Annotated in this window: 21 protein-coding genes; 15 read left to right on the top strand and 6 right to left on the bottom strand. The window is 72.9% G+C overall.

What is annotated here, in order from left to right; all coding sequences use genetic code 11:
* The first annotated feature begins 125 nt into the window (after positions 1 to 125).
* Entirely contained in the window at positions 126 to 1586 is a 1461-nt protein-coding gene (locus tag ACIGAQ_RS30230) for an N-acetylmuramoyl-L-alanine amidase (protein WP_399788531.1), read from the top strand.
* A 145-nt stretch (positions 1587 to 1731) separates the two neighbouring features.
* A complete protein-coding gene (locus ACIGAQ_RS30225; protein ID WP_311681795.1) occupies positions 1732 to 2814 on the top strand; it encodes an NDP-sugar synthase in 1083 nt (360 codons plus the stop codon).
* A 50-nt stretch (positions 2815 to 2864) separates the two neighbouring features.
* Here the strand turns inward: ACIGAQ_RS30225 and ACIGAQ_RS30220 are convergent, their stop codons facing one another.
* The 4 genes from ACIGAQ_RS30220 to ACIGAQ_RS30205 all read right to left on the bottom strand — a co-directional run bounded on the left by ACIGAQ_RS30220 (position 2865) and on the right by ACIGAQ_RS30205 (position 6812).
* The gene (locus ACIGAQ_RS30220; protein WP_362279778.1) at positions 2865 to 3866 is read right to left on the bottom strand and encodes a DNA-3-methyladenine glycosylase 2 family protein; all 1002 of its coding nucleotides are present in this window, start codon (positions 3864 to 3866) and stop codon (positions 2865 to 2867) included.
* Positions 3867 to 3962: 96 nt separating this feature from the next.
* On the bottom strand, positions 3963 to 5282 hold the full coding sequence (locus tag ACIGAQ_RS30215) for a coenzyme F420-0:L-glutamate ligase (protein WP_311681797.1): 1320 nt from the start codon (positions 5280 to 5282) through the stop codon (positions 3963 to 3965).
* Complete coding sequence (gene cofD, locus ACIGAQ_RS30210) at positions 5279 to 6238, bottom strand: 2-phospho-L-lactate transferase (protein WP_399788527.1); 960 nt, start codon at positions 6236 to 6238, stop codon at positions 5279 to 5281. The genes ACIGAQ_RS30215 and cofD overlap by 4 nt, the downstream gene beginning before the upstream one ends.
* A 67-nt stretch (positions 6239 to 6305) precedes the next feature.
* On the bottom strand, positions 6306 to 6812 hold the full coding sequence (locus ACIGAQ_RS30205) for a cysteine dioxygenase family protein (RefSeq protein WP_311681799.1): 507 nt from the start codon (positions 6810 to 6812) through the stop codon (positions 6306 to 6308).
* A gap of 662 nt (positions 6813 to 7474) precedes the next feature.
* Here ACIGAQ_RS30205 and ACIGAQ_RS30200 point away from each other — a divergent pair.
* The 3 genes from ACIGAQ_RS30200 to ACIGAQ_RS30190 all read left to right on the top strand — a co-directional run bounded on the left by ACIGAQ_RS30200 (position 7475) and on the right by ACIGAQ_RS30190 (position 13136).
* On the top strand, positions 7475 to 7738 hold the full coding sequence (locus tag ACIGAQ_RS30200) for a WhiB family transcriptional regulator (RefSeq protein ID WP_010034659.1): 264 nt from the start codon (positions 7475 to 7477) through the stop codon (positions 7736 to 7738).
* A 161-nt stretch (positions 7739 to 7899) separates the two neighbouring features.
* A complete protein-coding gene (locus ACIGAQ_RS30195; RefSeq protein ID WP_399788523.1) occupies positions 7900 to 11592 on the top strand; it encodes a glycosyltransferase family 2 protein in 3693 nt (1230 codons plus the stop codon).
* Positions 11589 to 13136, top strand: a complete 1548-nt coding sequence (locus ACIGAQ_RS30190) for a DUF5719 family protein (RefSeq protein ID WP_399788520.1) — start codon at positions 11589 to 11591, stop codon at positions 13134 to 13136. The genes ACIGAQ_RS30195 and ACIGAQ_RS30190 overlap by 4 nt, the downstream gene beginning before the upstream one ends.
* Positions 13137 to 13245: 109 nt before the next feature.
* Here the strand turns inward: ACIGAQ_RS30190 and ACIGAQ_RS30185 are convergent, their stop codons facing one another.
* On the bottom strand, positions 13246 to 13701 hold the full coding sequence (locus tag ACIGAQ_RS30185; RefSeq protein WP_094057962.1) for a metallopeptidase family protein: 456 nt from the start codon (positions 13699 to 13701) through the stop codon (positions 13246 to 13248).
* 294 nt (positions 13702 to 13995) lie between these two features.
* On the opposite strand from ACIGAQ_RS30185, the gene ACIGAQ_RS30180 reads away from it, so the two are divergent.
* From ACIGAQ_RS30180 to ACIGAQ_RS30140, 9 genes are all read left to right on the top strand, one after another.
* Positions 13996 to 14418 carry a DUF3499 domain-containing protein gene (locus ACIGAQ_RS30180; RefSeq protein WP_010034669.1) on the top strand — a complete coding sequence of 141 codons (423 nt, stop codon included), beginning with the start codon at positions 13996 to 13998 and terminating at the stop codon, positions 14416 to 14418.
* Positions 14419 to 14537: 119 nt separating this feature from the next.
* Positions 14538 to 16154 (top strand): L-lactate permease, encoded by a 1617-nt coding sequence (locus tag ACIGAQ_RS30175; RefSeq protein ID WP_399789391.1) that lies wholly within the window; start codon positions 14538 to 14540, stop codon positions 16152 to 16154.
* A gap of 104 nt (positions 16155 to 16258) precedes the next feature.
* Positions 16259 to 17623 carry a phosphomannomutase/phosphoglucomutase gene (locus tag ACIGAQ_RS30170; RefSeq protein ID WP_399788516.1) on the top strand — a complete coding sequence of 455 codons (1365 nt, stop codon included), beginning with the start codon at positions 16259 to 16261 and terminating at the stop codon, positions 17621 to 17623.
* Between the two features lie 67 nt (positions 17624 to 17690).
* Entirely contained in the window at positions 17691 to 17861 is a 171-nt protein-coding gene (locus tag ACIGAQ_RS30165) for a Trm112 family protein (protein ID WP_311681804.1), read from the top strand.
* Between the two features lie 102 nt (positions 17862 to 17963).
* Entirely contained in the window at positions 17964 to 19091 is a 1128-nt protein-coding gene (locus ACIGAQ_RS30160; protein ID WP_311681805.1) for an SIS domain-containing protein, read from the top strand.
* 55 nt (positions 19092 to 19146) lie between these two features.
* Positions 19147 to 20298: a mannose-6-phosphate isomerase, class I gene (manA, locus tag ACIGAQ_RS30155; protein WP_311681807.1), complete on the top strand. Its 1152-nt coding sequence runs from the start codon at positions 19147 to 19149 to the stop codon at positions 20296 to 20298.
* Positions 20299 to 20451: 153 nt separating this feature from the next.
* Complete coding sequence (locus ACIGAQ_RS30150; protein WP_311681808.1) at positions 20452 to 21426, top strand: cation transporter; 975 nt, start codon at positions 20452 to 20454, stop codon at positions 21424 to 21426.
* 349 nt (positions 21427 to 21775) lie between these two features.
* Positions 21776 to 23233: an adenosylhomocysteinase gene (gene ahcY, locus ACIGAQ_RS30145; RefSeq protein ID WP_399788509.1), complete on the top strand. Its 1458-nt coding sequence runs from the start codon at positions 21776 to 21778 to the stop codon at positions 23231 to 23233.
* Positions 23234 to 23402: 169 nt separating this feature from the next.
* Complete coding sequence (locus tag ACIGAQ_RS30140) at positions 23403 to 24014, top strand: hypothetical protein (protein ID WP_399788506.1); 612 nt, start codon at positions 23403 to 23405, stop codon at positions 24012 to 24014.
* 55 nt (positions 24015 to 24069) lie between these two features.
* Here the strand turns inward: ACIGAQ_RS30140 and ACIGAQ_RS30135 are convergent, their stop codons facing one another.
* Positions 24070 to 25065 carry an RDD family protein gene (locus ACIGAQ_RS30135; RefSeq protein WP_399788503.1) on the bottom strand — a complete coding sequence of 332 codons (996 nt, stop codon included), beginning with the start codon at positions 25063 to 25065 and terminating at the stop codon, positions 24070 to 24072.
* Positions 25066 to 25193: 128 nt separating this feature from the next.
* Between ACIGAQ_RS30135 and ACIGAQ_RS30130 the strand changes: the two genes are divergently transcribed.
* Positions 25194 to 26201 (top strand): stage II sporulation protein M, encoded by a 1008-nt coding sequence (locus ACIGAQ_RS30130; protein WP_399788500.1) that lies wholly within the window; start codon positions 25194 to 25196, stop codon positions 26199 to 26201.
* The last annotated feature ends 413 nt before the right edge of the window (positions 26202 to 26614 follow it).

The following is a 26614-nucleotide window of genomic DNA, read 5'->3' as shown; positions in this document are numbered from 1 at the left end:
CCCCGCCACCCAACGGACCGGCCACCGCCCCGCCATGAATCCGCCACCGGTTCGGCCGAACACGACCGACGGTCCGTCAACTCCCAAATGGACAGAGTTATACGACTATGTCCAAGATCAGGGGCATGCGTGGATTCCTTGCTTCCTCGATCGGTGTCACCTGTGCGGCCGCTCTGGCCCTTCCCCTCACCCCGCCCGCCCTCGCGGCGACCGCGAGACCGGTGCCCTCCACGGAAGCCGCGGCGAGCGCGAGACCCGCGCCCCACGCGGAGACCCCGGCCGCCGCCACGACCACCCGGCGCGCGGCCGAAGCGGCCACCGCCGGCAGCACCCAGTCACTTCCCCTCCAGCCCCTCACCCGCAACCGCGCCACCCCCTCCGCCCCCGCGGGCGAGCAGGGCCTGCACCCCCGCTCCGTACGCCCCTTCTCCCTCGTCGGCGTGGTCTGGGACGACCCCGAGGCCGAACTGCACGGCCGCGTCCAGGTCCGCACCCGTGCCGCGGACACCGGCACCTGGTCCGGCTGGCAGGACGTGGAGACGCACAACGCCGACCACCAAGCGGACCGCGGCACCCCCGAGAGCGCCTCGGGCCGCGTCCGCGGCGCCACCGCCCCGCTGTGGGTGGGCGAGTCCGACGGCGTGGAACTGAGGGTCCGCTCCGAGGCCGGCCACGCGGAACCCGGCTCCGCGCAGCAGGGCACGGGCGCCGCCCGCAATCTGCCCGCCGCGCCCCCGCTCCCGTCCGGCCTCCGGCTCGAACTCGTCGACCCGGGCGACGACGCCCCACCGCCCTCGGCCGACGGCCCCCGCACCGCCGCCCTCGCCGAGAACTCCGCCGCCACCGAGGCCTCCGCCGTCAACGCCGACCTCGCCCCCCTGGGCGCCACCGAGATCGCGCCCCTGAACCGGGCGGAGACCGAGCGGGAGTTCGCCGCGTTCAACGCCGGCGCACCGGCGGAGCAGCAGCAGGCCAAGCCGTACATCGGCCCGCGCCCGGGCATCGTCACACGACGTGGCTGGGGGGCGAACGAGGGATTGCGGGAGAGCGGCTTCCGGTACACCAAGAAGGTCCGGGCGGCCTTCGTGCACCACACCGCCAGCGGCAACAACTACCGCTGCTCGCAGGTCCCGTCGCTCATCCGCAGTATCTACCGCTACCACGTCAAGAGCATGGGCTGGCGGGACATCGGCTACAACTTCCTCATCGACAAGTGCGGAAAGATCTACGAGGGCCGGGCCGGGGGCGTGGCACGACCGGTCCTCGGCGCGCACACCCTTGGTTTCAACAGCAACAGCATGGGGATCGCCGTCCTCGGGTCGTACGACACGAAGAAGCCGTCGAAGTCCGCGGTCAAGGCCGTGGCCCGGCTGACCGCGTGGAAGCTGGGGCTGTACCGGGTGAATCCGAAGGGAAAGACTTACCTGAAGTCGGCCGGCAGCAATCTGCACGGCAAGGGTAAGAAGGTACGACTGAACGTGATCTCCGGGCACCGGGACGGCTTCAAGACGGAGTGCCCGGGACGGAAGCTCTACGCCAAGCTCGGCTCGGCCCGCTCCAAGGCGGCCGGCTACCAGGGCCGCTGAGCACACGTTCGACCGCCGTCGGGGGGCATGCGCGGACATGGGACGGAACTGCCGCACGGCCAGCGAAGGCGCCACGGAACGGTCTGCATACACTGACCGGCCGAAAGACAGTTCGGCCGGTCCCGGCAGGAAGCAGAGACGACACGTGACAGAAGCGATCCTCCTGGTCGGCGGCAAGGGCACCCGGCTGCGCCCGCTCACGGTGCACACGCCCAAGCCCATGGTCCCGGCGGCCGGGGTGCCCTTCCTCACGCACCAGCTGGCGAGAGCGAGAGCGGCGGGTGTCGAGCACATCGTCCTGGCCACGTCCTACCTGGCCGAGGTCTTCGAGCCGTACTTCGGGGACGGCTCCGCGCTGGGCCTGCACCTGGAGTACGTGACGGAGGAGGAGCCGCTCGGCACCGGTGGCGCCATCCGCAACGTCGCCTCCCGGCTGCACTCCGGCCCGGACGACCCGGTCCTGATCTTCAACGGCGACATCCTGACGGGCCTGGACATCCGCGCCCTGGTCGACACCCACGAGTCGTCGGGCGCGGACGTCTCCCTGCACCTGACGAAGGTCACGGACCCGCGGGCGTACGGCCTGGTCCCCACCGACGACACGGGCCGGGTGCTGGCGTTCCTGGAGAAGCCGCAGACGCCCGAGGAGATCGTCACCGACCAGATCAACGCGGGGGCCTACGTCTTCCGCCGCTCGGTCATCGACACGATCCCGGCGGGCCGGCCGGTGTCGGTGGAGCGGGAGACCTTCCCCGACCTGCTGTCGGCCGGGGCCCACCTCCAGGGCATGGTCGACTCGACGTACTGGCTGGACCTGGGCACCCCGGCGGCCTTCGTCCGCGGCTCGGCGGACCTGGTCCTGGGCAGGGCCCCGTCCCCCGCGGTCCCCGGCCGCTGCGGCGACCGTCTGGTGCTGCCGACGGCGACGGTCGCGGCCGACGCCAAGCTGGCCGGCGGCACGGTGGTGGGCGAGGGCGCGTTCGTCGCCGAGGGCGCGCGTGTCTTCGGCAGCACGATCCTGCCGGGTGCGGTCATCGAACCCGGCGCGGTCATCACCGACTCCCTCATCGGCACCCGGGCCCGGGTCGGCGAACGGTCGGTCCTCACGGGCACGGTCATCGGCGACGGCGCGGTGATCGGCCCGGACAACGAGCTCCGGGACGGCGCCCGCATATGGTGCGACGCCCGCATCCCGGCCGGAGCGGTCCGCTTCTCGTCGGACCAGTAGGAGCACCGGCGCCCGAGCACCGGGAACCGGAACCGGGAACGGGCGGATCCTCAGATCCGCCCGATGTCCCACCGGGGCATCTTCGGCGCCCGGCGCGCCGGCACCCGCCCGCTCAACAGGATCAGCCGGGCCGCCCGATGCCGCTGACCCGCGTACGGCTCCAGCAGCTCCAGCATCACCGAGTCGTCCGCGTCCCGGTCCCCGGCCAGCGCCCACCCCACGATCCCCGGCAGATGCAGATCTCCCACGGTCACCTCGTCGGCCGCGCCGTGACTGCGCTGCACCGTCTCCGCCGACGTCCACGGCCCCACCCCGGGCACGACCTCCAGCCGTGCCCGGGCCGCCACCGGCTCCATCCGCACGGCCTCCTCCAGCCGCGCGGCGACCCGGACGGCCCGCAGGATCGTCGACGCCCGCTTGTTGTCGACCCCGGCCCGGTGCCACTCCCAGGACGGGATCAGCGCCCAGGTCCGCGGCGCCGGCATCACGTGCATCCGCCCGGGCGCGGGCCCCGGCGCGGGCTCCCCGTACGCGCGCACCAGCAGCCGCCACGCCCGGTAGGCCTCGTCGGTCGTGACCTTCTGCTCCAGGATCGACGGGATCAGCGACTCCAGCACCAGCCCGGTCCGCGTCAGCCGCAGACCCGGCCGCCGGTGCCGTGTCACCGCCAGCAGCCGGTGCCGCGGCACGAACGCCGACGGATCGTCGGCCGCCCCGAGCAGCTCCGGCAACCCCTCCAGCAGCCACTGCGCCCCGGGCCCCCAGGCCTCTCCGCGGATCCGGCCGCCGGCCGCCGACACCCGGAGCGTCCCCGGTCCGGCCGGCGTCAGAGCGGCCCGCCACACGGACCCGTCCGGCATCGCCCGGAACGTCGGATCACCCGGCCCGCGCCGCAGCGGCCCGAGCACCAGCCCGAGATCCAGCGGCCCGTCCGGCACCCACTCCCGTACCCGCCCGGGCCCCGCCGCCTGCCGCGGCACGCCCGTGCCCACGGCGACATGCCCACCGCGCACGGTGGTACGCGTGGGTTCGGGGGCGAAGCGTCCTGCCATGAGTGAACGTCCCTGGACGACCGAGTGGGGCCCTATGAGGGTAGGCCCGGACCGGTACCTTCCACCGCACCTGTCACCGCGCCTGTCACGGACCTCTCAGCGCACCGCGATGAACGCCTCCGCGTCCCGCTCCGCCCGCGGCCGCGGTTCCTCGGCCGGATGCCCCACCGCGACCGCGCCCATCGGGTCCCAGTCCGCCGGCAGCCCCAGCACCTCGCGCACCACGTCCCGGCAGAACATCGTCGAGGACACCCACGCCGACCCCAGCCGCTCCCCGGCCAGCGCGACCAGGAAGTTCTGCACGCCGGCGCCCGCGGCCACGACGAACATCTCCCGCTCGGCGCCGTCCCGCCGCGCGTCCCCGTACGTGTGCGAGCCGTCCATGACCAGGCAGGGGACGACCAGGCAGGGCGCGTTGCGCAGGACGTCCCCGCGGCGCACGCGCCGGGCGATCGACTCCTCCGTCTTGCCGTCCCGCCGCAGATCGGCGATCCACGCCTCGCGCATGGCGTCCAGCAGCCGCGTCCGCGACTCCGGCGACTCCAGCAGTACGAACCGCCACGGCGTGGTGTGGTGCGGCGCCGGCGCGGTCACGGCCGCCGCCACCGCCCGCCGGACGGCACCGGGGTCGACGGGCTCGTCCGTGAAGGCCCGGACCGTGCGCCGCTGGGTCACCGCCAGCCGTACCGCCTCCGACGTGCCGAGGCGGAACATGTCGTCGCGGGCGCCGCGCACCAGGGCGCGCGCTCCCTCGCCGCCGTCGTCCTCCGTCACGACGTGGGGCAGTCCGCGCACCACCGCGACGGGCAGCCCGGCGGACTTGCCCTTGACGAGGTCACCGGCGGCGGCGAGCTCGTCGGCCGTGGCCACGACGGTGGCGCTGAGCGGGTTGCCGTGGGCGTCCGTGCCCCCGCGCAGGTCGTCGAGCACGCGCACTCCGGCGGCGCCGATCGCCACGTCCGTCAGCCCGGCACGCCAGGGCCGCCCGAACGTGTCGGTCACGACGACCCCGACGTCGACGCCGAGGGCGTCACGCAGCCCTTCGCGCAGGGCCCGGGCCGACGCGTCCGGGTCCTCGGGCAGCAACAGCACGGTTCCGGCCGGGGTGTTGGAGGCGTCGACCCCGGCCGCGGCCATGACCAGCCCCTGCCGGTTCTCCACGATCCGCAGGCCGCCCCGGCGGGCGACCACCCGGACCGTCTCCGCGTCGATCGCGGCCTCCCGGTCCGCCGCCCGGACGATCCGGCCCTCCGCCTTGGACACGATCTTCGACGTGACGAGCAGGACGTCACCGTCGGCCAGTCCCGGCTCGGCGGCGGCTATCAGCTTGGCCAGATCGTCCCCGGCGGCGACCTCGGGGAGCCCGCTCACGGCCCACACCCGGTATCCGCCGGTGTGCCGCTCCTCACCGCTCACGCGCCGCGCACCTCCTCCGCAAGGGCCAGCGCCTCCCGGGCCATCCGCGCGGTCGCGTCGGCGTCGGTCATCATCAGCGGCACGGCCCGGCAGCGGATCCCGGCCGCCTCGACCTGCTCCACCGCCTTCGCGTCGACCGTGTCGACGAGCCAGCCGTCCAGCAGGCCCGAGCCGTAGTGCTCGGCCACCGCCGTCGCGGTCGACTCCACGCCCACCGCGGCCAGCACCTTGTCGGCCATGCCCCGCACGGGCGCGTCGCCGACGATGGGGGACAGGCCGATCACCGGCACCCCGGCGTCGGCGATCGCCTCCCGGATGCCGGGCACCGCGAGGATCGTGCCGATCGACACGACCGGGTTGGACGGCGGGAACAGGATGACGTCCGCCTCGGCGATGGCCTCCAGCACGCCCGGAGCGGGCTTGGCCTGGTCGGCGCCGACCGGCACGACCGCCTGCGCGGGCACCGAGGCGCGCAGCCGCACCCAGTACTCCTGGAAGTGGATCGCCTTGCGCTCGCCGTCGAGCTCGACCGCCACATGGGTCTCGACCCGGTCGTCCGTCATGGGGATCAGCCGCACGCCCGGCTGCCACCGGTCGCACAGCGCCTCCGTCACCGCGCTCAGCGGGAATCCGGCGCCGATCATCTGCGTCCGCACGATGTGCGTGGCGAAGTCCCGGTCGCCGAGGCCGAACCACTCGGGGCCGACGCCGTACGCCCCGAGCTCCTCCTTCAGGTGGAAGGTCTCGTCGGCACGGCCCCAGCCCTGCTCCTCGTTGATGCCGCCGCCGAGCGTGTACATCACCGTGTCGAGGTCCGGGCAGACCTTCAGCCCGAAGAGGTGGATGTCGTCCCCGGTGTTGCCGATGACCGTGATGTCCGCGTCCCGCACGGCCCGCTTCAGACCACGCAGGAACCGGGCACCACCGATGCCGCCTGCCAGAACCACAATGCGCATGGGAGCCAGTCTCGCAGGCCCCCGCGACAACCGGTGCGCGGCTGTGGACAACCGGCGACGCGACCGGTCAGGCCGTGAGGGCGCCCGGCTCGGTGCGGGCCTCGCAGTGCGGAGCCGTGTGCATCGGCATCTCCGTCAGCCCCGGGTGGTACACGTGCAGACTCACCGCAGGCTCCAGTGCGTCGTTCACCACCTCGTGCACGTACCCCGGCGCGAACACGCGCTGCGCGCCCGCCCGCAGGGCGCGCGTGCCCCGCTCCGTGCGCTCGGTGAGCGTGCCGTCCAGCACGGTCAGCACCCCGGAGGACCGGCCGTGGTCGTGCAGCCCGCTGCCCTGCCCGGGGACCCAGGACAGCAGCCACACCTCGTAGCCCGGGCCGCTGCGCAGCCGGTGGTACCAGCGGCTGGTCGCGTCGTAGCGGACGAGGTGCTCCCACTGGGAGCGGTCCTCGGCGATGCCGCGGGCGAGTCCGACGAACTCGGCGACGGTGGCCGGGTGCTCCCGCGGGGTCTGGAGCAGGTGCGTGACCTCGAGGATGTCGCCGGCGATCTGGAGGTCGCTGTCGCTGTTCATGGGTGTGGTGGTTCCTCAGTGAAAAAGAAGGTCAGAGGGAACGGCGGCCGGGGAGACGGGTGGCCCGGGCCTTCAGCTGGAGCGGGTGGGGCTCAACAGCTGGAACAGCAACAGCTACAGCGAGCGTGGGCAGCACCGAGGGACCCGGCGGTGCGGGTCGTGGTGAGTGCCAAGTTCGCGAGCATGCCCACAAGGACACCGGTTCACACCCGCACTGTCAACTCGACACCCGGTATGTGGGATGAGGTTCACCTCATCCGGTCGATCGCTCAGATGAAAGGTTTGTTCATGGCCTTGCCGGGACACATGGCGTCCATCCGGGCGGACAAACCCCGTTGCGTACTCGTGATCCGACTGTGATCCGGTTCGCTTCGAGGAGCGTGTCGGAACGGGATCGAACTCCTGGGCGTCCTTCTCCGTGAGGGTCTGCGAGGGGTCCGGCGGACAGCGTGAGCCCTTCGGGGCTCTATCGGTGTGTCAGGTTTTATGGTGATTTGAACACTTTCCGCATGGGCTTGGTTCCGCAGAGTGAATAAGGGGCTCAATAGCAGATCTCGGCTTGACTCGCCCGGAGCAGCACACTTGTAATTTCACTCGTGTCGTTCAGCCGGAATCGGTAACGGCTAGATCACGGGGACGCGAAAGACAGACGAGGGGCGCACATGACCGAGACGGTGCAGCAACTGCTGGTCGACGACGCGGACGAGGAACTCGGCTGGCAGGAGCGCGCACTGTGCGCCCAGACCGACCCCGAGTCCTTCTTCCCCGAGAAGGGCGGCTCGACCCGGGAGGCCAAGAAGGTCTGCCTCGCGTGCGAGGTCCGCTCCGAGTGCCTCGAGTACGCCCTCGCCAACGACGAGCGCTTCGGCATCTGGGGCGGTCTGTCCGAGCGGGAGCGCCGCCGGCTGAAGAAGGCCGCCGTCTGAAGAGGCCCTCAGCGTGAACGGCCCGTCGCCGGTGGGTTGTCCACAGGCGGCGGGCCCCCTTGTTGCGCAGCCGATAGTGTGGTCGCTCGTCCGAGACGCCACGCTGCCCCCACCGGTCGCGGGCGTCCACCGCAGTCCACCGAACCGGGGCCCGTACCTCGATGTCCGTGCACAGCCACCCGGCAGCCCATCACGACAGCGCTGCCACACCTGAGTTCCCGCGTCATGTGGTGACCGCGGTCCTCGTCTCCCACGACGGCGCCCGCTGGCTGCCCGACGCGCTCGCCGGGCTGCTCGGCCAGGAGCGGCCCGTGCAGTACGCGATGGGGGCCGACACCGGCAGCGCGGACGACTCCGCCCAGCTGGTCACCGACGCCCTCGGCGCCGACCGCGTGCTGCACCTGGCCCGCCGCACGGGCTTCGGCCAGGCCGTCGAGGAGTGCGACCGCACGGCCCCGCACCTCACCCCGGAAGAACTGCCGTATCTGAAGCGGCCCAGCGGCTGGGACCCCGTCACGCGCTCGTGGCGCGACGACACCTACGACCTGCCCGAGCTCCCCCACGGCGAGCCGGTCCAGTGGCTGTGGCTGCTGCACGACGACTGCGCCCCCGAACCAGACGCCCTGGCCCAGCTGCTGCGGGTCGTGGACAACGAGTACGAGCTGGGCCGCGAGGACGTCGCCGTCGTCGGCCCCAAGCTGCGCGGCTGGTACGACCGGCGGCAGCTGCTGGAGGTCGGCGTCACCATCGCCCACTCCGGCCGCCGCTGGACCGGCCTGGACCGCCGCGAGCAGGACCAGGGCCAGCACGACCACGTCCGGCCCGTGCTGTCGGTGTCCACCGCCGGCATGCTGATCCGCCGCGACGTCTTCGAGCAGCTCGGCGGCTTCGACCGGCACCTGCCCCTCATGCGCGACGACGTCGACCTGTGCTGGCGTGCTCACGCGGCCGGCTACCGCGTCCTCGTCGCCCCCGAGGCGGTCGTCCGGCACGCCGAGGCGGCCTCCCGCGAACGCCGCACGGTCGACTGCGTGGGCCGCACGGCCGCCTCCCCGCACAAGGTCGACAAGGCCGGCGCCGTCTACACCCTGCTCGTCAACTCCCGTACGGCCGTGCTCCCCTGGGTGCTGCTGCGGATCGTGCTGGGCACCCTGCTGCGGACCCTCGCCTACCTCGTCGGCAAGGTCCCCGGACAGGCAGTGGACGAGATCCGCGGCCTGATGGGCACGCTGCTGCGGCCCGAGCGGATCCTCGCCGGACGGCGCGGCAGAGGCGCCCCGCAGATCGACAAGGGCGAGCTGCGGCAGCTGTTCCCGCCGCCCGGCGCGACCGTCCGGGCCACCGTCGAGCAGGTCGCCGGCAACCTGGTGGGCAGCTCCGACCCGGAGGTCACCTCCGGCGCCGGGCGGCACGGCGGAGCCGTCGAGTCGGGCCCGGGCGGCGACGACGCCGACTTCCTGGAGATCGAGCAGTTCGCCCGGCTCAAGCGCATCGCCCGCAAGCCCGGCCCGGTGCTCTTCCTGGTGCTGCTGCTCGTCTCCCTGGTCGCCTGCCGCGCGCTGCTCGGCGGCGGTGCCCTCGCGGGCGGCGCGCTGCTGCCCGCGCCGGCCGACTCGGCCGAGCTGTGGGCGCGTTACCTGGACGCCTGGCATCCGGTCGGCGCCGGCGGCACCTCCGCCGCGCCCCCGTACGTGGCGATCGTGGCGATGCTCGCGTCCCTGCTGTTCGGCTCGACCGGCCTGGCCGTCACGCTCCTGCTCGTCTGCTCGGTGCCGCTGGCCGGCCTCACCGCCTACTTCGCCTCCCGCCCCCTGGTCGAGTCCCGGCTGCTGCGGGCCTGGGCGGCCGTCGTCTACGCCTTCCTGCCCGCCGCCACCGGCGCCCTCGCCGGCGGCCGCATCGGCACGGCCGTGCTGGCGGTGCTGCTGCCCCTCCTCGCCCGCGCGGGCATCGCCGCGAGCGGCCTGGCCAACCCCGCGGGCACGCGCGGCAGCTGGCGCGCCACCTGGGCGTACGCGCTGCTGCTGACCGTCACCACGGCCTTCACGCCCCTCGTGTGGCCCCTCGCGCTGCTGCTGGGCCTCGGGGTGCTGGCGCTGCGCCGCTCCGACCTCCCGGCGTACGGGCTGCGGTTCCTCGCCCAGCTGGGCACGCCCCTGCTGGTCCTCGCGCCCTGGTCGCTGACGCTGCTCCCGTTCGGCTTCTTCCGGGAGGCCGGCCTGGAGTACGGCCCCTCGGCGGCCTCCGCCCTGGACCTGCTCGGCGCCAGCCCGGGCGGCCCCGGCACCGTCAGCGGCCTCATGCTCATCGGTGTCGTGCTGGCCGCCCTCGCCGCCCTGCTGCGCTCGGAGCGCCAGCCGGCCATCCGGACGGCCTGGGCGGTCGCCCTGACCGGCTTCGTCTTCGCGGTCATGGCCAACGGCTCCACCTGGGCCGGCCCCGCCACCCTCGTCTACGGCATCGCCCTCCTCGCGGCCGCCGCGCTCGGCGCCGACGGAGCACGCGCGCGTGTGGCCGAGCAGAGCTTCGGCTGGCGCCAGCCGGTCGCCGCCCTGATCGCCTTCGCCTCGGCCGCGGGCCCGCTGCTGATCGCGGCCGGCTGGATGATCCGCGGCGCCGACGGGCCGCTGGAGCGGCGCGACCCCACCCAGGTCCCCGCCTTCGTCGCCGAGGAGAGCGGCACCCGCGACCAGGCCCGCACCCTCGTCCTCGACAGCGACTCCGGCGCCCACGTCGGCTACGTGCTGGTGCGCGGTTCCGGCGCCCGTCTCGGCGACGGCGAGATCGCCGCTGCCGACGGCGAGAACAGCAGGCTCGACAAGGTCGTCGCCAACCTCGTCGCCGGCTCCGGCGCCGACCAGGCCGACCAGCTCGGCGGCTTCGCCGTGCGCTACGTCCTGGTCCACCAGGGCACGCCCCGGGAGATCACCCGCGTCCTGGACGCCACGCCCGGCCTGACCCGGCTCAGCCAGCAGAGCGGCGGCGCACTGTGGCGGATCGACCGCGAGGTCGCGCGCGCCACCATCGTCCCCGCCTCCGGCTCGGGCACGCCCCAGCCGGTCGCAGCGAGCCCCGTCGAGATCCACACCACGATCCCGGCCGGCGCCGACGGGCGCGTGCTGCGGCTCGCCGACACCGCCTCCGACGCCTGGACCGCCACCCTCGACGGCAAGCCGCTGACCCCCACCACGGTCGACGGCTGGGCCCAGGGCTTCGAGCTCCCCGCCGGCGGCGGCCGGCTGGACGTCACCTACGACGACCCGATCGGCCACACCGCCTGGCTGTGGACCCAGGGCGCGCTCGCCCTGGTCCTCGTGGTGCTCGCCCTGCCCGGCCGGCGCCGCGACATCGACGACGACCTGCCCGAGGAGCCCCCCGTGCCCGCCGAGGCCGTGGCCGGAGAGGGCCGCCGCGCTCGCCGCCTGCGCGCCCAGGCGGAAGCCGAGGCGGAAGGCGCCCCCGGGCCCGACGCGTTCCCGGAGTCCCCGGAGTACCCGCCCCCGCACCCCGAGCAGCCCCCGGCGAGCGTCCCCCAGCAGAACCACGGCCAGTGGGACGCCACCGGCTACCCGGGCGGCGAATACACCGGTTACGGCGACCAGTACCAGAACGACGCCGCGTATCCGGCCGACGCCTACGGCCGGCAGTACCAGGCGGATCCGTACCAGGGCGGCCAGTACGACCCGTACGCGTACGGCGGCGGTCCCCAGACCCCGTCCTACGACCAGCAGGGCTACGACCAGCAGGGCTACGACCAGGCCTACACGCAGGGGTACGGCACGCCGTACGACCCGGCGCAGCAGCACCACCCCCACGGCACGGGCAGTGAGCGTCCCGACGGGAGCCAGCAGTGAACCGCACCACCCTGTCCCTGATCGCCGGCACGACCGCGCTCGCCGCCGTCACCGGCTTCGCCGTGCTGTCCCAGCCGGACGCCCCGGGCACGCAGGCCGCCGCCGGGGCGGCCGCCCAGCTGCCCGTGGAGCGCACCAGCCTGCTGTGCCCCGCGCCCAGCACGTCCGAGATCGCGGAGACGTCCTACACCTCCTTCACGCCCGTCACGAAGGGCACCGGCAGCGACGGCAAGGCCGAACTGCGGGCGGCGGACGGGCAGTCGGCGGACGGACCGGCCGCGGGCGAGGAGGACGGCGAGTCCGGCGGCAAGACCGGGAAGCAGAGCGAGAAGCAAACCGCGAAGCAGCCCGGGAAGCCCGTGCTGACCCCCAAGGAGCCCGGCAAGCCCGTCACGGGCGACAGCTCGGGCTCCGAGGCGCCCGCCCTGGTCGGCACCGCGGACGGCCGCTTCGCACCCGGCTGGACCGTCCAGGAGACCACCGAGGTCGCCGCGGGGACCGGTCGTGGCCTGCACGGCGTCAACTGCACCGCTCCCGACACGAACTTCTGGTTCCCGGGCGTCAGCACGGCCGCCGACCGCACCGACTACGTCCACCTGACGAACCCCGACGACTCTGCCGCCGTGGTCGACATCGAGCTCTACGGCAAGGACGGCGCCCTGAAGTCGGCGGTGGGGGAGGGCCTCACGGTCCAGCCGCACTCCACCGACCCGGTGCTGCTGTCCACCCTGACCGACGAGGAGCAGTCCGGGCTCACCGTGCACGTGAACGTGCGCAGCGGGCGGGTCGGCGCCGCCGTGCAGGCCCTGGACGACAGGATCGGCGGCGACTGGCTGGCCCCGTCCGCCGACCCCGCGGGCAGCCTGGTGCTGCCCGGCATCCCCAAGGACGCCACCTCCGTGCGCCTGGTCGCCTTCGCCCCCGGCGACGCCGACGCGGACCTCAAGGTGCGCCTCGCCTCCCCGTCCGGCCTGATCACCCCGGCCGGTCACGAGACCGTGCACGTCAAGGGCGGCATGACGACCGCCGTCGACCTCGGCGACGTCACCCGCGGCGAGGCCGGCTCCCTGGTGCTGACGCCGACGGACCGGTCCGTGCCCGTGGTGGCGGCCGTGCAGGTGGTGCGCGGCAAGGGCGACAAGCAGGAGTCGGCGTTCATCCCGGCCACCCGCCCCGTGGGCACGCGCGCGACGTCCGCCGACAACAGCGCGAAGGGCAGCACGCTGTCCCTGACCGCCCCCGAGGGCGCGGCCACCGTCAAGGTCACCGCCTCGGCGGGCAGCGAGGGCGGCACCCCGGTGTCGAAGACGTACACGATCAAGGCGGGCACGACCCAGGACATCGAGCCTCCGGTCCCCGCCGGCCTGAAGGGCACGTACGCGCTCACGGTCGAGCCCGTCTCCGGCGGCCCGGTCTACGGCGCCCGCACCCTGACGGCGGCGGAGGGCGGCGTCCCGGCGTTCACCGTGCAGACGCTCCCCGACGACCGCGGGACGGTGGCCGTCCCGGAGGCGGACGAGGACCTGTCGGTGCTGCAGAAGTAGCCAGCCTCTGCCGGCTCTGCAGAAGTAGCTCCTGCCGGTGCTGTAGGGGGCAGCCTCGGTGCTGGGCTGGAGCCCCCTCGGCGCTGCTGAAGGAGCCCCGGGGGGCCGGTCAGCCCTGGTCCTCGCCGTACCGCGGATCGACGGTCTCCGGGGTGAGCCCCAGCAGCTCGGCGACCTGCTCGACGACGACCTCGTGCACCAGCGCGGCGCGCTCGTCGCGGCCCTTGGTGCGGATCTCGACCGGCCGCCGGTAGATCACCACGCGCGCGGGACGTCCCTCGCGCGCGCTGATCGTGCCGCCGAGCGGGACCGCCTCGTCGTTCCAGGCCTGGCCGGGCCCGTCGAGCCGCGGCACCTCCAGTACCAGGAAATCGATGTCGGCGAGTTGCGGCCACCGCCGCTCCAGGCGTTCCACGGAGTCCTGCACCAGGTCCGCGAACGCCTCCGCACGGCTCGCGGCGAGCGGCACCTGCGGGGGTGCGATGGGGCCGCGCATGCCCCGGCCGTGGCGATCACGGCGGCGGGGCCCGGGGGCGGCGGCACGGGGCGTTACGGGCTTGTCCATCACTGGTGAAGGGTAGTCCCCGCCGCGGCCGTGCGCCCGGCACCGCACGGGCGCGGAAGGGGCTTCCGGCCGACCCGCCCGGCATGTCGTTACATGACCATTCAAGCCAAGGTTGGGCTCGATTCCGTATCCCGCAGAGACAGGCGAGCTCACGGCAATTGAGGGTTTTATGACGACTCTTGACCGCTTGCGGGACCGTTCGACACCTCGCGCGAGAGTGTCCGGGCAGGTCAGAAAGGTGCCCCCGAAGGGGGGTGTGGGGTGTTTCACGCCACGACACGGTGGAGTGACCTGGTGGAGAGTCGTCGCGGCCCGCTCAAGAGTGCGGTACCGTCCAACGTCGTGAGCCCTGTACGTCGCTGTTCGCGCACCGCCTGCGGCCGTCCCGCCGTCGCGACGCTGACGTACGTCTACGCCGACTCGACCGCGGTCCTCGGCCCGCTCGCCACCTACGCCGAACCCCACTGCTACGACCTGTGCGCCGAGCACTCCGAGCGCCTCACCGCCCCGCGCGGCTGGGAAGTCGTCCGGCTCCTCGACGGCTCGGCCCCGGCCCGCCCGAGCGGTGACGACCTGGAAGCGCTCGCGAACGCCGTGCGGGAGGCGGCCCGTCCCCAGGAGCGGGCGGCCGGAGCCGGTGGCGGCGGCCGTGCGGCGGACCCGATGGAGGTCGCGCGGCGCGGGCACCTGCGGGTCCTGCGGTCGCCCGACAACTGATCCGGCTCCTCGGTTTCTCCCCACGCGCGCCCATTGACGCCGCCTTGGCGCGGACATGACCATTCCGTTCTGAGGTCGCGAGAAATCGCTTTCGCATGACGGAAACCGGGGAGGCGCCCGTGTACGTCCAGGAACTGGAACCCGTCGCCGGCTCACTCGGCCTGTCCGCCCTGGTGGCCGCCTCACCCCTGGTGATCGTCCTGGTCCTGCTCGGCGGCGTCCGCATGAAGGCGCACCTGGCGGGCCTGACCGGACTCCTCGCGGCCGTCCTGGTCGCCCGGCTCGCCTACGGCATGCCCCTCGGCCAGACCCTCTCCAGCGGAGCCCAGGGCGCCGTCTTCGGCCTCTTCCCCATCCTGTGGATCGTCGTCAACGCCCTGTGGGTGTACCGGATGACCGTCCGCACCCGGCACTTCGACATCCTGCGCCGGTCCTTCGGGCGGCTGTCCGACGACCCGCGCATCCAGGCCCTCGTCGTCGCCTTCTGCTTCGGGGCCCTGCTGGAGGCGCTCGCCGGCTTCGGCGCGCCCGTCGCGATCAGCGCGGTCATGCTGGTCGCCCTCGGCTTCGAACCGGTGCGCGCCGCCGTCGTCGCGCTGGTCGCCAACACCGCGCCCGTGGCCTTCGGCGCGATGGGCACCCCGGTGGTCACCCTCGCCCAGGTGACGGGGCTTCCGCTGGACTCCGTGGCGTCCGTGGTGGGCCGTCAGACGCCGCTGCTGGCCCTCGTGGTGCCTCTGGTGCTGGTCTGGCTGGTGGACGGCCGGCGCGGGCTGCGCGAGACCTGGGTGCCGGCCCTCGCGTGCGGAGTGGCCTTCGCCGTGGCCCAGTTCGCCGCCTCCAACTACGTCTCCGCCCAACTCGCCGACATCGGCGCCGCCCTGGCCGGAGCCGGCGCCCTGGCCGCCGTCCCGCACGCGCGCGTGCCCGCCGCCGAGTCCGTACGCGCCTCCGTGCTGACCGGCGCCCGCAGCGACGAACTGGACCAGGAGGACCCGCCCCGCGAGGTACTGCGCGCCTACGCCCCCTACGCACTGATCGTCGTGATCTTCTCCGTCGCCCAGGTCCCGGCCGTCAAGGACCTCCTCGCCCGGGCCACCCAAACCTACGACTGGCCCTTCCTGCACGTGGCGGGCCCCGACGGCGAACCCGTCGGCGGCAACGTCTTCACCTGGCCCGTCGTGTCCACCGGCGGCACGCTCGTCCTGCTCGCCGGGATCGGCACCGCCGCCGTCCTCGGCGTCCACGCGCGCGTGGCGGTGAAGGAATGGCTCGCGACCGTCCACGAACTGCGCTTCGCGATCCTCACGGTGACGTCCGTCCTGGCCCTCGCCTACGTCATGAACCTCTCCGGGCAGGCGGCCACCATCGGCCACTGCGTGGCGGCGGCCGGAGCCGGACTCGCCTTCCTGTCACCCGTCCTCGGCTGGTTCGGCGTCGCCGTGACCGGCTCGGACACCTCCGCCAACGCCCTCTTCGGCGCCCTCCAGGTGACCGCCGCCCGCGAGTCCGGACTCTCGCCGGAGCTGCTGGCCGCCGCCAACAGCTCCGGCGGCGTCCTCGGCAAGATGATCTCCCCGCAGAACCTCACCATCGCCTGCGCGGCCGTCGGACTGGCGGGCCGCGAGGGCGACCTGCTGCGCAAGGTGCTGCCCTGGAGCCTGGGCCTGCTGCTGGTGATGTGCCTGATCGTGGTCGGCCAGAGCACCCCGGTCCTGGGCTGGACGCTGCCCTGACCTGAGGTTACGGCTGTGCGTCCACTCGGCCACCGCCCGGCGAGCCGGCACGGGGTGCGGGTAGTTTGGACCGCCCGGTAGGACTTTCCAGGAAGAGGCGGGGCGTGGCTGCTGATCTGTCGCAGGTCGTCAAGGCGTACGACGTTCGCGGGGTCGTCCCCGACCAGTGGGACGAGTCCCTGGCCGAGCTCTTCGGGGCGGCCTTCGTGCGGGTCACCGGCGCGAGCGCGATCGCCACCGGGCACGACATGCGGCCCTCCTCACCGGGCCTGTCGCGGGCCTTCGCGCGTGGCGCCGCCGCACAGGGCGCCGACGTGACGGAGATCGGCCTGTGCTCGACGGACCAGCTGTACTACGCCTCGGGCGCGCTGAACCTGCCGGGCGCCATGTTCACCGCCTCCCACAACCCGGCGCAGTACAACGGCATCAAGATGTGCCGCACGGGCGCCGCCCCGGTCGGCCAGGACACCGGCCTCGCCGAGATCCGCGAACTGGTCGAGGGGTGGAGCGACTCGGGCGCCCCGGAGGCCGCCGCGACCCCGGGCACCATCAGCGCCCGCGACACGTTGTCCGACTACGCGGCCCACCTGCGCTCACTGGTCGACCTCAGGTCCATCCGCCCCCTGAAGGTCGTCGTCGACGCGGGCAACGGCATGGGCGGGCACACCGTTCCCGAGGTCTTCGCCGGCCTGCCCCTGACCCTGGTGCCGATGTACTTCGAGCTGGACGGCACCTTCCCCAACCACGAGGCCAACCCCCTGGACCCGGCCAACCTCGTCGACCTGCAGAAGCGCGTCCGCGAGGAGGGCGCCGACCTGGGCCTGGCCTTCGACGGCGACGCCGACCGCTGCTTCGTCGTCGACGAGCGCGGCGAGCCCGTCTCCCCGTCGGCGATCACCGCCCTGGTCGCCTCCCGCGAACTGGCCCGGCACGGCGGCCGAGGCACGATCATCCACAACCTGATCACGTCCTGGTCCGTCCCCGAGGTCGTGCGGGAACACGGCGGCACCCCGGTCCGCACCCGCGTCGGCCACTCCTTCATCAAGGCCGAGATGGCCCGCAGCGGCGCCATCTTCGGCGGCGAGCACTCCGCCCACTACTACTTCCGCGACTTCTGGAACGCGGACACCGGCATGCTGGCCGCCCTGCACGTCCTCGCCGCGCTCGGCGGCCAGGACGGCACCCTGTCCGCCCTGGTCGCCGCCTACGACCGCTACACCGGCTCCGGCGAGATCAACTCCACGGTCGCCGACCAGCAGGCCAGCCTCGCCGCGATCCGCACGGCCTACGAGGGCCGCGACGGCATCACCCTCGACGGCCTCGACGGCCTCACCGTCTCCGCCGCCGACTGGTGGTTCAACGTCCGCCCGTCGAACACCGAGCCCCTGCTGCGCCTGAACGCGGAGGCGAGGGACGCGGCGACGATGGCCCGCGTGCGGGACGAGGTGCTGGGGATCATCAGGGGCTGAGACCCCGCCCACCGGCGGTAACCTGACCAGGCACGACCCAAGCGCCCGCACCTCGAAGGAACCCCTCATGCCCCTGGAATCCGGCCTCCTCGAGATCCTCGCCTGCCCGGCCTGCCACTCCCCCCTCAAGGAGCAGGACACCGAGCTGATCTGCACCGACACCCAGTGCGGCCTGGCCTACCCGGTGCGCGACGGCATCCCGGTCCTCCTCGTCGACGAGGCCCGCCGCCCCGCGTAGCCGGCCCGGCGCGACCCCGGGTGCGCATGGCCCCGGGGCCCGAGGGCACCGACGTAGGACGACACCCGCACCACGGATCCCGGCGACCGGAGGCTGCCGCTCATGCTCGACGAATCGCTGCTCGACTCCCCGGAGGGCCTCGCCGAGGCCGACCAGCGCGGCCTGCTCCGCGGCGCCGCGGAAGCCGGTGCCCGCGTCCGCACGGCCGCCCGCCACTCGGCCGAGGCAGGCATCAACGACCTCAAGCCCGACGGCCGCCCCCGCGCCGTCCTCATCGCCGGCCCCGGCGCCGCCGCCACCCACACGGCCGACCTCATCGGCACGCTGGCCGGCGCGGGCAGCCCCGTCACCCGCCTCGCCCCCACCGGCGTCGCCCCCGCCGCGGGCGCCCTGCGCTGGGAACTGCCCGGCTGGGTCGGCTCGGTCGACCTCCTCCTGATCATCACCCCCGACGGCACCGAACCAGGCCTGTCCCTCCTCGCCGAGCAGGCCTACCGGAGGGGCTGCAGCGTCGTCGCCGTCGCTCCCGGCCGGTCCCCGCTCGCCGACGCCGTCAACGGCTCCCACGGCCTGTTCGTCCCCATGGCGACCGCCCCCTACGACCAGGAGGAGCCGTTCGCCGCGTCCGCGCCCGGCGTGCTGTGGGCCCTGCTCACCCCGCTCCTCGCGCTGCTGGACCGCACGGGAGTCCTCGCCGCCCCACCGGACGCCCTCGGCAAGGTCGCCGACCGCCTCGACCGCGTCGCCGAACGCTGCGGCCCCGCCATCGTCACCTACAGCAACCCCGCCAAGACCCTGGCCGCCGAACTCGCCGACGCGCTCCCGATCGTGTGGACCGAGGGCGTCTCGGCCGGCCCCGCGGGCCGCCGGTTCGCCGCCGCCCTCGCCGAACTGTCCGGCACCCCCGCGGTCGTCGCCGAACTCCCCGAGGCGCTCGCCGCGCACAGCGCCCTGCTCGCCGGCCCCCTGGCCGCCAGCGCCGACCCCGACGACTTCTTCCGCGACCGCGTCGAGGAACCCCCCGCCCTGCACGCGCGCGTGGTGCTCCTGCGCGACCGCCCCATCGGCGGCCTCACCGCCGCCCCCGGCGCCCGTGATCTCGCCCTCAGCCACGACACGCCGATCAGCGAACTGGAGCCGGAGGAGGGCGGCGAACTGGAGACCCTCGCGGAACTGATCGCCATCACGGATTTCGCCGCGGTTTACCTGGCGCTCGCTTCGAGGGCCTGATCTTGCCCGGGACACCCTGACGCGCCCGTCCGCCCGCACACGCAGAGAGAACCCCATGGACCGCCTCGACAACACCATCCGCCCCTACGCCTGGGGTTCCCCGACCGCCATCCCGCAACTGCTCGGCGTCGAACCGACCGGCGAACCGCAGGCGGAGATGTGGATGGGCGCCCACCCCGGCGCACCCTCCCGCACCGGGCGGGGCACGCTCGTCGAGGTCATCGACGCGGACCCGGAGACGGAACTCGGAGCGGCCGCCGTCGCGAAGTTCGGCCCCCGCCTGCCGTTCCTCCTCAAGCTCCTCGCCGCCGGAGCCCCCCTCTCCCTCCAGGTCCACCCGGACCTCGCGCAGGCCCAGGAGGGCTACGCGGACGAGGAGCGCCGCGGCATCCCCGTGGACGCCCCGCACCGCAACTACAAGGACGCCAACCACAAGCCCGAACTCATCTGCGCCCTCACCGCCTTCGACGGCCTGTGCGGCTTCCGCGCCCCGCTGGAGGCCGCCGGGCTGCTCGACGACCTCGGCGTCGACTCCCTCAAGCCCTACGTCGACCTGCTGCACGCCCACCCCGAGGACGCCGCCCTGCGCGAGGTCCTCACCGCGATCCTCACCGCCGACCCCGAGGAGATGACCCGCACGGTCGAGGAGGCCGCGGCGGCCTGCACCCGCCTCGGCGGCGCCTACGCCCCCTACGCCGACATCGCCCACCACTACCCGGGCGACCCCGGCGTCATCGCCGCGATGCTGCTCAACCACGTCCGGCTCCAGCCCGGCGAGGCCCTCTACCTCGGCGCCGGCGTCCCGCACGCCTACCTCAACGGCCTCGGCGTGGAGATCATGGCCAACTCCGACAACGTCCTGCGCTGCGGCCTGACCCCCAAGCACGTCGACGTCCCCGAACTCCTGCGCATCGTCCGCTTCCACGCCGCCGACCCGGGCGTCCTGCGCCCCGAGGCCGCCCCCGACGGCGAGGAGGTCTACGAGACACCCATCGACGAGTTCCGCCTCTCCCGCTACGTCCTGCCCGAGGCCGGCGCCACCCACGACCTCACCCGCCCCACCCCGCAGATCCTGCTCTGCACGGCCGGCACGGTCCGCGCGGGCGAACACGACCTGACCCCCGGGGCGTCCGTCTTCGTCCCGGCCGGCGAAAAGGCCGAAGTGTCCGGAACGGGAACGCTTTTCCGGGCCACCGTCATCGCCTGACCGTTTCGACGCCCCCCGTGCTGGTGACCTGAGACACCGCGGCCCGAACGGGCTGCAACAATGGCCCACCGTCAAGCACGGGCAAAGCCACGGACGCCGCACACGGCGGCGTCCCGGCCCTGAAAACGGCGTACGAAGGGACAACGCGAACCTATGAGCGCGTCAGGCGGCACCAAGGCGATCGTGGCGGCACTGGCCGCCAACCTCGCGATCGCGGTAGCGAAGTTCGTGGCGTTCCTCTTCAGCGGCTCGTCGTCGATGCTCGCCGAGTCCGTGCACTCGCTCGCCGACTCCGGGAACCAGGCCCTGCTCCTGCTCGGCGGAAAGAAGGCCAAGCGCGAGGCCACCCCGCAACACCCCTTCGGCTACGGCCGCGAGCGCTACATCTACGCCTTCCTCGTCTCCATCGTCCTGTTCTCGGTCGGCGGCATGTTCGCCCTCTACGAGGGTTACGAGAAGATCAAGCACCCGCACGAGCTGACCCACTGGTACTGGCCCGTCGGCGTCCTCGTCTTCGCGATCATCGCCGAGACGTTCTCCTTCCGCACCGCCATCAAGGAGTCCAACACCCTGCGCGGCAAGCGCTCCTGGAAGGAGTTCGTCCGCCACGCCAAGGCCCCCGAGCTCCCGGTCGTCCTGCTGGAGGACCTCGGCGCCCTCGTCGGCCTGATCCTCGCCCTCGGCGGCGTCGGCCTCGCCCTGCTCACCGGCGACGCCGTCTGGGACGGCATCGGCACCCTCTGCATCGGCGTCCTGCTCATCCTGATCGCCCTCGTCCTCGCCGCCGAGACCAAGTCGCTCCTGCTCGGCGAGTCCGCCGGCGTCGAGGAGACCCAGAAGATCGAGGCCGCTGTCGTCGACGGCGACACCGTCACCCGCATCATCCACATGCGCACGCTCCACCTCGGCCCCGAGGAGCTCCTCGTCGCCGCCAAGATCGCCGTGCGCCACGAGGAGACGGCCACCGAGATCGCCGCCGCCATCGACGCCGCCGAGGCCCGCATCCGCGAGGCTGTCCCCATCGCCCGCGTGATCTACCTGGAGCCGGACATCTACAGCGAGGCCGAAGCCGCCAAGGGCCCCGACCCCGAGGCCTCGCCCGGAGGCCCGGCCCCCGCGGCCCACTGACCACCAGCATGCGCGCCCACGGGGCCCGCCGGACCACCCGGCGGGCCCCGTCGCCGTCCCGGCCGCGCCCCGTGATCACCACGGTGATCGGCTCGATGATCGGCTCGATGTGTTCGCGGGCGGGCTGGGGTTCGCCCCCGCCGCCGGTGTAGCTTGGGACGGAGCCAGACGTCGCTGCTGATGGCGGTCGGGCGGTCCCGAGCGGGGACCGGCCGAGGGAGAGAGGGCCTCCGACGGACTGCGCTGCGCGTACGCGGGCATGCCTGTGTCCTCTTTCGGGCACCCCTGTGTCCGCCGCCGCGCAGACCAGCCGTACCCACCTCGACCCAACCCCGAGGAGCAGCTCGACATGACGACTGTCGACAACCGACAGGACTTCAAGGTCGCCGACCTCTCCCTGGCCGAGTTCGGCCGCAAGGAGATCACCCTCGCCGAGCACGAGATGCCCGGCCTCATGGCGATCCGCAAGGAGTACGCCGAGACCCAGCCTCTCGCCGGCGCCCGCGTCACCGGCTCCCTGCACATGACCGTGCAGACCGCCGTCCTCATCGAGACCCTGGTCGCCCTCGGCGCCCAGGTCCGCTGGGCCTCCTGCAACATCTTCTCCACCCAGGACCACGCCGCCGCGGCCATCGCCGTCGGCCCGAACGGCACGGTGGACAACCCGCAGGGCGTCCCGGTCTTCGCCTGGAAGGGCGAGACCCTGGAGGAGTACTGGTGGTGCACCGAGCAGGCCCTGACCTGGCCGGACAGCCCCACCGGCGGCCCCAACATGATCCTGGACGACGGTGGTGACGCCACCCTCCTCGTCCACAAGGGCGTCGAGTACGAGAAGGACGGCAAGGTCCCCTCGCCCGACACCGCCGAGTCCGACGAGCACCGCGTCATCCTGGAACTGCTGACCCGCACCCTGGGCGAGAACCCCCAGAAGTGGACCCAGCTGTCCTCCGAGATCCGCGGTGTCACCGAGGAGACCACCACCGGCGTCCACCGCCTGTACGAGATGCAGCGCGACGGCGTCCTCCTCTTCCCGGCGATCAACGTCAACGACGCCGTCACCAAGTCGAAGTTCGACAACAAGTACGGCTGCCGCCACTCGCTCATCGACGGCATCAACCGCGCCACCGACGTCCTCATCGGCGGCAAGACCGCGGTCGTCTGCGGCTACGGCGACGTGGGCAAGGGCTGCGCGGAGTCCCTGCGCGGTCAGGGCGCCCGCGTGATCGTCACCGAGATCGACCCGATCTGCGCGCTCCAGGCCGCGATGGACGGCTACCAGGTCACGACCCTCGACGAGGTCGTCGACAAGGCCGACATCTTCATCACCACGACCGGCAACAAGGACATCATCATGGCCTCGGACATGGCCAAGATGAAGCACCAGGCCATCGTCGGCAACATCGGCCACTTCGACAACGAGATCGACATGGCCGGCCTCGCCAAGATCCCCGGCATCGTCAAGGACGAGGTCAAGCCCCAGGTCCACACCTGGACCTTCCCCGACGGCAAGGTGATCATCGTCCTGTCCGAGGGCCGCCTGCTGAACCTGGGCAACGCCACCGGCCACCCGTCGTTCGTGATGTCCAACTCCTTCGCGGACCAGACCCTGGCCCAGATCGAGCTGTTCACCAAGCCCGACGAGTACCCGACCGGCGTCTACGTGCTGCCCAAGCACCTCGACGAGAAGGTCGCCCGCCTCCACCTGGACGCGCTCGGCGTGAAGCTCACCGAGCTGCGCCCCGAGCAGGCCGAGTACATCGGCGTGAAGGTCGAGGGCCCGTACAAGCCGGACCACTACCGCTACTGAGCCCAGCAGCACCGCTGCCGGTCACTCGGCCACCGGTCGGAATCCCGAGGCAGGCCCCCCGCACCCCCGTGCCGGGGGGCCTGCCCCGTTTCGGGCGACCGGCATCCCGGTCGCCCGGCGTTCCGGATCGGCCGGTGACCGGCCCAGCCCGTCAGGACCCAGGACCCCCATGCCCCGCGGCCGCTATTCGCTCCACGATCCGCACGATCACACCCCCCTCGCTGAAGAACACTTCCAGTGCGCCCCCGGCCCCTCCGGCTGGCGCTACGTCTCCCAGCTGACCACCCCCTCGGGGGATCACCACGGCTCCGTCGACCTCACCCTCGACGAACTCGGCCGCCCCCTGCGCCTCGAACTCCACGCAGCCGCCTGGCAGGTCCGCGGCGCCGCCCTCGACGGCGTCACCTGGGTCCGCACCGACCCCACCGGAACCGAGGCCACCGAAGGCAATGTGCGCGCCCACGCCTTCACCGGCACCTCCCCGGCCTTCCTCGTCGCCACCGCCCGTCTCCTGCGCCTCACCCCCTCGGCCGCCACCCGCGTACGCCTCGTCGCCTTCACGGATCCGGTCCTCGCCCCGCGCACCGTGGACCAGTCGTGGACCTTGCTGAAAAGAGAAGCACACGCCACTGACAACGGCCCGCTGACGGTGGACGAATACCAGGTCACAGCCCTGGACACCGGCGAACAGCACGCCGTGCACATCGCCGGCGACGTGGTGCTCGCGGCTCCCGGCATCGAACTGGAGGACCTCGAATCACCGCCGTCGCAGTTCGCCTGAGCGGTGAGTGAGAGGGGAGTGAGCGGGGAGGGAGAAGGGAGCCCCGCGCTCCGCACTAGGCCGGCGGTACGAACCCGGTCCGCGGACGCTCTCCGCCCGGTACCTCACGCGACGCGGCGGACCGATCCCCGCGAGCCGCCTCGGAGCCATCACCGGATTCGGACGGCACGACCGGCGCTCCCGCGGCAGCCGCGGGGGAATCGGCAGGCGGTGCCGGAACAGCCGGCGAGGCGGAAGCCGCCCCCGCTGATGCAGAGGTATTCGCAGCCGCAGCCCTGGTGGTGGTCGTAGCTGTGGTCGTACCGCCCCCGAAGGCGCGCCGGGCCTCCCGTGCCTGCCGCTCCTGCACCACGGCCGCCAGATAGGCCGCCGGCGGAACCCCCTGCGGTACCGGAGCCCCCGTACGCTCCGCGAGGTCGGACGCCAGCCGCTCGGCCATCGACCAGCCCACCTGCGGGTCCACCTGCTGCATCCGCGTCAGGTACTGCCGCACGGCCAGCCACAACCCGTCCGGCACCGCCGACAGATCGAGCTGCGAGAACCGCCCCGCCAGCCACGGCGGAGGAGGCGGCACGAAACCGGTCCGCGCGACAGGGATCCGCTCGCGCACGACGAGAGTCCCCGCGAACACGTCCCCCAGCCGCCGCCCCCGCGCCGACACGAACGAGGCGATGCAGGCGACGATCCCGAAGGTCATCAGAATCTCGATCACCCCGATCAGGCCTCGCACGAGAGCGTGCCGGAACCGGATCGGCCCGCCGTCGTCACGCACCACACGCAGACCGCACGCCATCTTCCCGAGCGAGCGCCCGTGGCTGAGCGTCTCCACCGCGATCGGCACACCCACCAGCACCAGGACGAACGACGCGATCGACAGAGCCGTCTGCGCCGCCTCGTCCAGCGACGCGGTGGAAGCGACCAGGGCGATGGTCACGGCGACGTAGACCGCCATGGCCGCCACCAGATCGAGCAGCACGGCCAGCGCCCTGCTGGGCAGCCTCGCGGGGCGCAGCTCCAACGCCACAGCCTCGCCCGTCACCAGCTCACTCACGCCCGCCGCCCTTCCCCTGCCCTGCCCCCGACAGGGCCAGTCTGCCAAGCTGAGGGCGCATCGCGCCGCAGTACGACAAGCTGATCCACGACGAGCCGCCGACGAACAGCCGAGGAGCAGGCACACCGATGGACCTCGACGTCTTCGTCTCCGCCCACCGAGCGGAGTGGGACCGCCTCGAAGCCCTGCTCCGCCGCCAGCGCCGCCTCAGCGGCGCCGAAGCCGACGAACTCGTCACCCTCTACCAACGCACCGCCACGCACCTCTCGCTCATCCAGTCCAGTGCCCCCGACCCCCAGCTGACCGGACGGCTCAGCCAACTCGTCGCCCGCGCGCGCAGTGCCGTCACCGGCACCCGACGCGCCTCCTGGCGCGACGTGACCCGCTTCCTCGCCCACGGCTTCCCCGCCGCCGTCTACAAGTCCCGCCACTGGTGGGTACCGACGGCACTCCTCTCCACGGCCGTCGCGGCCCTCCTGGGCTGGTGGATCGGCACCCACCCCGAGGTGCAGGCCTCCATCGCGGCCCCCAGCGAACTGCGCGAGCTGACCCGCCCGGGCGGCCAGTACGAGACGTACTACTCCAGCCACCCGGCAGCCAGCTTCGCCGCGCAGGTGTGGACGAACAACGCCTGGGCCGCCGCCCTCTGCCTGATCCTGGGCGTCTTCCTGGGACTGCCGGTCATCTGGATCCTCTTCCAGAACATGCTCAACCTCGGTATCGGCTTCGGGCTGATGTCCTCGGCCGGCCGCCTCGACACGTTCCTGGGCCTGGTCCTGCCGCACGGCCTGCTCGAACTGACCGCGGTCTTCGTCGCCGCCGGTACCGGCCTGCGGCTCGGCTGGACCCTCATCGACCCGGGCCCGCGCACCCGGCGCATCGCCCTCGCGGAAGAGGGCCGGGCCGCCATCGGCATGGCCATCGGCCTCGCCCTGGTCCTCTTCGTCTCCGGCGCCATCGAAGGCTTCGTCACCCCGTCCGGCCTCCCGACCTGGGGCCGCATCACCATCGGGGTCGTCGCCGAACTGGCCTTCCTCGCATACGTCTGGGTCCTGGGCGGCCGTGCGGCCCGCGCGGGAGAGACCGGTGACGTCGAGGCGGCGGAACGCAGCGCCACAGTCCCCACGGCGGCCTGATCGTCCTGCCGACCACCGGATGTGCGACCACCTCCGTTCAACTGCTAGTCTCCTCTTCGCCCCGGCAGGAGCCGTTGACACGGCGAGTGCGGGGAGGTAGATTCGAACAGTTGCCTGGAGAGGGGTTCTCCCTCGGGCCGGTAACAGTGAGCATCTGTCTGCTTCTTGAATCACTGATTTCAATGAAGCCCCTCCCGATGAATCGGAAATGAGCGGCCGGTCAGTCCGGCTCGAAACTTCTGATAAAGTCGGAACCGCCGGAAAGGAAAACGCGGAAGCGGAAACCTGGAAAGCACCGAGGAAATCAGGTCGAGAAAAGATCTGATAGAGTCGGAAACGCAAGACCGAAGGGAAGCGCCCGGAGGAAAGCCCGAGAGGGTGAGTACAAAGGAAGCGACCGTTCCTTGAGAACT

The organism is Streptomyces sp. NPDC085932 (assembly GCF_044540525.1).
GTDB lineage: Bacteria > Actinomycetota > Actinomycetes > Streptomycetales > Streptomycetaceae > Streptomyces > Streptomyces levis.
This window is presented reverse-complemented; position numbering and strand designations above follow the sequence as displayed.